The sequence below is a fragment of the Pseudoxanthomonas sp. LjRoot204_2 genome (assembly GCF_056175765.1).
This window is the reverse complement of the sequence record NZ_JBGFFG010000212.1, coordinates 1-5,865: the sequence shown is the minus strand read 5'-3', so window position 1 is coordinate 5,865 and position 5,865 is coordinate 1. Positions and strand designations below refer to the sequence as shown.

Annotated in this window: 8 protein-coding genes; 4 read left to right on the top strand and 4 right to left on the bottom strand. The window is 67.4% G+C overall.

Going from position 1 to position 5,865, the window contains the following annotated elements:
• Positions 1 to 14: 14 nt before the first annotated feature.
• The 3 genes from AC04L7_RS11120 to AC04L7_RS11110 are packed head-to-tail and all read right to left on the bottom strand — an operon-like array spanning position 15 to position 1,128.
• On the bottom strand, positions 15 to 239 hold the full coding sequence (locus AC04L7_RS11120) for a hypothetical protein (RefSeq protein ID WP_435997848.1): 225 nt from the start codon (positions 237 to 239) through the stop codon (positions 15 to 17).
• Positions 236 to 655, bottom strand: a complete 420-nt coding sequence (locus AC04L7_RS11115) for a VOC family protein (protein WP_435997850.1) — start codon at positions 653 to 655, stop codon at positions 236 to 238. The genes AC04L7_RS11120 and AC04L7_RS11115 overlap by 4 nt, the downstream gene beginning before the upstream one ends.
• Positions 652 to 1,128, bottom strand: a complete 477-nt coding sequence (locus AC04L7_RS11110) for a helix-turn-helix domain-containing protein (protein WP_435997852.1) — start codon at positions 1,126 to 1,128, stop codon at positions 652 to 654. The genes AC04L7_RS11115 and AC04L7_RS11110 overlap by 4 nt, the downstream gene beginning before the upstream one ends.
• 147 nt (positions 1,129 to 1,275) lie before the next feature.
• Between AC04L7_RS11110 and AC04L7_RS11105 the strand changes: the two genes are divergently transcribed.
• The 3 genes from AC04L7_RS11105 to AC04L7_RS11095 all read left to right on the top strand — a co-directional run bounded on the left by AC04L7_RS11105 (position 1,276) and on the right by AC04L7_RS11095 (position 3,203).
• A complete protein-coding gene (locus tag AC04L7_RS11105) occupies positions 1,276 to 2,145 on the top strand; it encodes an alpha/beta hydrolase (protein ID WP_435997854.1) in 870 nt (289 codons plus the stop codon).
• 175 nt (positions 2,146 to 2,320) lie between these two features.
• Complete coding sequence (locus tag AC04L7_RS11100; RefSeq protein WP_475513011.1) at positions 2,321 to 2,566, top strand: hypothetical protein; 246 nt, start codon at positions 2,321 to 2,323, stop codon at positions 2,564 to 2,566.
• Positions 2,567 to 2,669: 103 nt separating this feature from the next.
• A complete protein-coding gene (locus AC04L7_RS11095) occupies positions 2,670 to 3,203 on the top strand; it encodes a GNAT family N-acetyltransferase (RefSeq protein WP_296280144.1) in 534 nt (177 codons plus the stop codon).
• 67 nt (positions 3,204 to 3,270) lie between these two features.
• Here the strand turns inward: AC04L7_RS11095 and AC04L7_RS11090 are convergent, their stop codons facing one another.
• Complete coding sequence (locus AC04L7_RS11090; protein ID WP_475513010.1) at positions 3,271 to 5,334, bottom strand: 3-hydroxyacyl-CoA dehydrogenase NAD-binding domain-containing protein; 2,064 nt, start codon at positions 5,332 to 5,334, stop codon at positions 3,271 to 3,273.
• Positions 5,335 to 5,575: 241 nt separating this feature from the next.
• On the opposite strand from AC04L7_RS11090, the gene AC04L7_RS11085 reads away from it, so the two are divergent.
• Positions 5,576 to 5,865, top strand: a 290-nt coding sequence (locus AC04L7_RS11085) for a sigma-70 family RNA polymerase sigma factor (protein ID WP_475513009.1), incomplete at its 3' end; no start/stop codon positions are given.

Sequence of the window (5,865 nt, the reverse complement as noted above, 5' to 3'; positions counted from 1 at the left end):
CGTGAGCACCATCGTCACGGGCCCGCGGCGCTTGCGCGCTTGCTGCCCAGCCAAGGCAGGGCGAACAGCCAAAGCCCGGTGATCAACTGCAGGAACAACGGCGGCAGGGGCGAGTACGTCACCCACGCCGGTGGTTCGCCGGTCACCGCCGCCCGCCAGGCGAAGTTGAGCACGACAGTGAGGGTGAACACGATGGATAGCCCGCGATGGCTCTGGCGGGAAAGACGCGCGATGCTCACGGCATCTCCTTGTGCTGGCGTTCAATCATCTTCCAGCCGTTGCCGGAAGGATCGCGGAAGCCCGCATCCACCTGGCCGTAGCGGCTGATGGGCGCTTGGATGAACTCAACGCCGTTCGCGCTCAGGGCTTCGTAGGTGGCCTTGCAGTCCTTCACTGTCAGCACCAGCGGCGGCATCGCGCCCTTGGCGACCAGGCTGTCCAGCGCGGCGGTGGTGGCGGCGTCGTGCAGGGGCGGGCCTGGCATGAACAGACCGAGTTGCACCGAGGGCTGTTCGGGATGCTGCACCGTCAGCCAGCGATAGTCGCCGTTGCGTACGTCCGCCTGCACGCGGAAGCCGAGCTTGTCCACGTAAAACGCGAGCGCCTCGTCCTGGTCGCGGACGTACACGCCGATCACATCGATGCCCTGGATCATGGGACCTCCTTCGTTGGTGGCGCCACCGTAGCTGCGACGGCCTGCCTGCGCTTCTCCAAAACTGCGGTCTTCAGGTCAGGACGTTCGGCCGCACGCAGCACGCACTCGGGGATGGCGCCGGCCAGGGTCGCGGATGCGCGTGCGCGCTGGCGACACTCGCGCGGGCTTTCACCGGTGATGTCGCGGAAGATGCGGCCGAAGGTGCCGATGCTGGTCCAGCCGGTTTTCAGGGCGATATCGATGACCGGTGCGTCGGTATCGCACAGCAGGGATGCCGCGCGTTCGATGCGCCGCGTCAGCAGGTAGCGGTGCGGCGGCAGGCCGAAGGCCTGCTTGAACGAACGCGCGAAGTGCGCGGGTGAAACGGCGCTGACCTCCGCCAGCCGCTCGACCGGCCAYGCCTGGTCGGGGAAGGCATCCATCCGGTCCTTGGCGCGCAACAGCCGGCGCAGCAGTTCTGGGCTCTGGGTCATGGGCAACAGGCTACGGGAGGTGATCACGAGGCGAGGGTGGCCGGGCGTGATGGCTGCGCATAGTCTGCCCCCTCGTTGTCGCTTGGAGCGGTCGCTGGTCGCCATAATGGGCACCGCCGCAGGGCGCGGCCGTGATGGAAATTCCGCATGATCCGCTGYACGATCCTCTTGTTCGCAGGGCTGCTGACGATGGCGGTGTCGACGGCCCGCGCAGCGCCGCCCGCGGCCGCGTCTCATCCTCCGGCGACCCCGCTGGAACACCTCCCCGCCCTGAAGGGCGACTACTTCCCGCTGACCGATCCGGGTTCCGGTCGCGTGCACCACGTCTACGTCCGCTATCCCGAGAGCTATGACGCCCGATCGGTCACGCGCTACCCGGTGGTGTACGTGCTGGACGGCGACAGCCTGTTTCCGCTGCTGGCGCCGACGCATCTGTTCCTGCATTACGACGAGCGATTGCCCGAAGCGATCATCGTCGGCATCGCCTACGGTGGCTTCGACCCGGCTATCAACAAGCGCCACGTCGATTTCACGGCGCCGGGCAGCGATCCCACCGCAGAGCAGGGCGGAGCGCCGGGCTATCTCGCGTTCCTGCGCGCGCACCTGGTGCCCGAAGTCGAGCGTCGCTATGCCGCCGACCCGGCGCGGCGCGTGCTGGTGGGACAGTCGCGCGCCGGTTCCTTCGTGCTGTGGTCCGCATTACAGGATCCGGACCTGTTCTGGGGACGAATCGCCAGCAATCCCTCACCCGGGCCGGCGCGTGAAGCGCTGTTTGTCGCAGCGCGCCCGCACACGCGCGCCGATCTGCGCGTGGCAGTCGCCAGCGGCACGCGCGATACGGCCGAGCGCCAGCGCATCGCGCGCGACTGGACCACGCACTGGTCCACAGCGTCGATGGGTGCACCATGGCGGGTGACCCTGCTGACGATCCAGGACGGCACACATGCGGCGACGATCGGCGAAACCTACCGACGCGCGATGCTGTGGCTGTTCCGCGAAGACATCCCCACGCCGTGACCGCGGTGCCCCGGCGTGGCGCAGCGCGTCATTCCTGCGTACAGCGGTCGCGATTCGGATGCATCGCCGGGCGCGATCCGTAACCGGCTTCACAGAACCGCGCCGATCGTCGGAAATCGACGTCTCGTGTCACACGATGGGCATCCAGGCGGCTTAGTCTCGAGGCATGGAGACCTTGGCGGACATTCGGGCCATCCTGGCCGCGGCGGGTCAGCGCATCGAGCGCGGGGCGCTGCGCGAGGATCCGCGCGCGTTCATGGATGCGCTGTGGCGGCAGGTCTACGACCGCGCGCCGGATGACCTGCAGCCCTATGTCTGGTCGCGGCTGGCGGATTTCTCGGCGCAGCTCGGCGTCATCGAGGATGTCGCGGCCGAACGCAGCCCGGTACGCGCGCCGCCCGAGGTGTTCGCGCGACGCTAGTCATGCTCTGGTGAGCCCCTGGCATCGGCTGGTGAAGGTGCGCTGACCTCTCCGTGTGCGTGCCTGCGTTGTCTTGGGGATGGAAACAGGCAAGACTTACGGCATGAAAGCCGGTATCACCGTTCGCCCCGCACGCCCTTCCGAAGCCGCCGCCCTGTCCACGATGATGCGGCGCACGTTCCTTGCCACCCACGGCCACTGCAGCACGCCGGAGAATGTGGCGGCGCACGTGGCCGCGATGTATTCGCCCGAGCGCCAGGCCGAAGAGATCCGCGACCCCGACACGCTGACCCTGATCGTCGAGCAGGACGGCGTGTGGGCCGGCTATGCGCAGCTGCGCTGGGGCACGGTGCCGCCGACCGAGGTGGTGCTGCGGCCCACCGTGGAACTGGCGCGCATCTACCTTGACGAGGCCTTCCACGGCAAGGGCATCGCCGCCGTGCTGGTCTCGCACCTGCTGGCGGCGGCCAAGCTGCGAGGCTCGCGTTCGGCATGGCTTACCGTCTGGCAGGAGGCGCCGCAGGCAATCCGCTTCTGGCGCAAGCACGGCTTCCAGAGCGTCGGCCGGTCCATCTTCTACATCGGCGACGACCCGAAGGAAGACTGGGTGATGACGCAAGCGTTGCCTGAGGGCTGACATCTTCGCCCCACGCTGGGCGCGGGAAGAGAAAGGCCGCTCGGGAGCGGCCTTTTCCATGCGCGGATCAGACCGTTGGCTGACGGAGTGCCGGATTGTCCCAGCCCGGGCGCGGCGCGAAGCGGTCGCCGTGGCGCGCCTGCAGTGCCTTGAGCTTTTCCCGCAATGCGTCGGGGCCGACCGCTTTCACGTGCTCGATGGGGCCGCCGCGGAACGGAGCGAAGCCGGTGCCGAAGATCACGCCGGCATCGAGCAGGTCGGCATCGGCGACCACGCCGTCGTGCAGGCAGGCGACCGCTTCGTTGAGCAGTGGGAGGATCAGGCGGTCTTCCAGATCGTCCGGCGCCTTGTACTCCTGCGGCACCTGCGGCTTGACGGCCTTGCCGTTCTCCCACTTGTACAGGCCCTGGCCGTCCTTCTTGCCGCGCTTCCCGGGTTCCACCGTGGCCAGTGCCGCGGGCAGTTGCAGGCCGAGGAAGGGCGACAGTTCCGCACCCACACCCTGCGCCACGTCCAGGCCCACGGTGTCGATCAGTTCGATCGGTCCCATGGGCATGCCGAACTTCACCGCGGCCTTGTCGATCACCGGGCCGGGAATGCCTTCGGCATACGCGGTCGCGGCTTCCAGCATGTACGGGAACAGCACGCGGTTGACCAGGAAGCCCGGCGTGCCTGCGACCGGCATCGGGAACTTGTCCAGCGCCTTGCAGAACGCGGCAAGGCGTTTGACGTTCGCTTCGTCCAGCGCGTCGTGCTGCACGATCTCCACCAGCGGCATCAACGCCACCGGGTTGAAGTAATGCAGGCCGGCGAACTGCGCCGGACGCTGGATGTGCTCGCGCAGTTCGGTAAGCGGAATCGACGAGGTGTTCGTGGTCAGCAGCGCATCGGCTTTCAGGCGCGGCTCGAYGGTCTGGTAGAGATCGCGCTTGGCCTCGGGGTTCTCGATGATCGCCTCGATCACCAGGTCCGCCTGCGGCACGCCATCGCCGGCCAGGTCGCCCTTCAGGCGCGCGGCCACGGCGGGGCGCTTGCTCTCGTCCTTCACCTTCTTGGCGAACAATTCCTGCGCACGCGAGAGCGCGCCATCGATGAAGCGCTGCTCACGGTCCTGCAGGGTGACGTTGAAGCCCTTGTAGGCGGACCACGCCGCGATGTCGCCGCCCATCACGCCGGCGCCGACGACATGCACATTCGCGATGCCGTGGTCCCTTCCACCGAGGCCCTTGAGCCGTTCGGTGAGGAAGAAGATGCGGATCAGGTTGCGCGCGGTCGGCGTGCCGGCCAGCTTCACCACCGCCTTGCGCTCGGCATCCAGGCGCGCCTGGATGCCCTTGCCGCCGGCGGTCTTCCAGACGTTGATCAGTGCGTAGGGCGCAGGGTAGTGCGCCTTCGGCGCCTTGCGAGCGACCTGCTTGAGCATCTGCGGCGCCAGCAGTTGGCGCGCGAGCCAGCTGTTGCTGATCCAGCCGGTGAAGCGCTGCTTGAAGGGGCGTTGCGGGCGCGACGCGATCAATGCGACGGCGGCGTCGACCAGCACGGCCGGTTCGGCGATCTTGTCGACCAGGCCCATCGCCTTGGCCGAGCTCGCCGACAGGGTGCGGCCGGTGAGCATCATGTCCATCGCCTTCGGCGCACCCACCAGGCGCGGAAGGCGCGCGCTGCCACCCCAGCCGGGGAAGATGCCCAGCTTCACTTCGGGCAGGCCGATGCGGGTGGACGGATCGCTGCTGGCCACACGGTAGTCGCACGCCAGCGAAATCTCGGTGCCGCCGCCCATGCAGAAGCCGTGGATCGCTGCCACCGTTGGGCAGGGCAGGTCGGCCAGTTTCTGGAAGACGGCCTGGCCGCGGCGGATCGCATCGTTGACGGTGCCCTTGCGGTCGAACTCCTGGAATTCCTTCAGATCCGCGCCGGCGATGAAGCCCGACGCCTTCGCCGAACGCAACACCACGCCCTTGGGCGGATCGATGGCCAGGCGTTCGATGATGTCGGCCAGTTCGATCAGGACATCCTGCGAGAACGCATTGACGCTGGCGCCCTGGCGGTCGAACGCGAGCACGACGATGCCGTCGGCGCGCAGCTCGGTCTGCCAGTGACTGAATCGCAGCCCATCGAAGTTCGCGGCCATGCAGGAGACCATCCGTTCACGTATGGAGAAGGCCGCTATCATCCCGAGGTTGTTTCGTCCCCGTCAAATCCACATATGGAAAGGGAACGCCGTCACGGGCGTGACCACGGCACCGGGGATGTTCCCGTTGCGCCGGTTAAATTCTTGATAGGGCAACGGTTTGGACAAAGCGTTGAACTTTCCCCCGCTAGCGCGGTCACAGGGCCCGGCCACCGCCGAGCCGACAGGAGTGCGGCCCGGCATGGCCGAAGTTGATCCAACCCAGGAGCTGGACCTCGAGCTGGTCAGGCGCGTGCAACGCGGCGACAGCGCGGCCTTCGACCTGCTGGTGCGCAAGTACCAGCATCGCGTGGTGGCGCTGATCGGGCGTTACATCCATGACTGGAGCGAGTGCCAGGACGTGGCCCAGGAGACGTTCCTGCGTGCTTATCGCGCGCTGGGCAATTTCCGGGGCGATTCCCAGTTCTATACGTGGCTGCACCGCATCGCCGTGAATACCGCCAAGAACCACCTGGTCGCGCACAATCGACG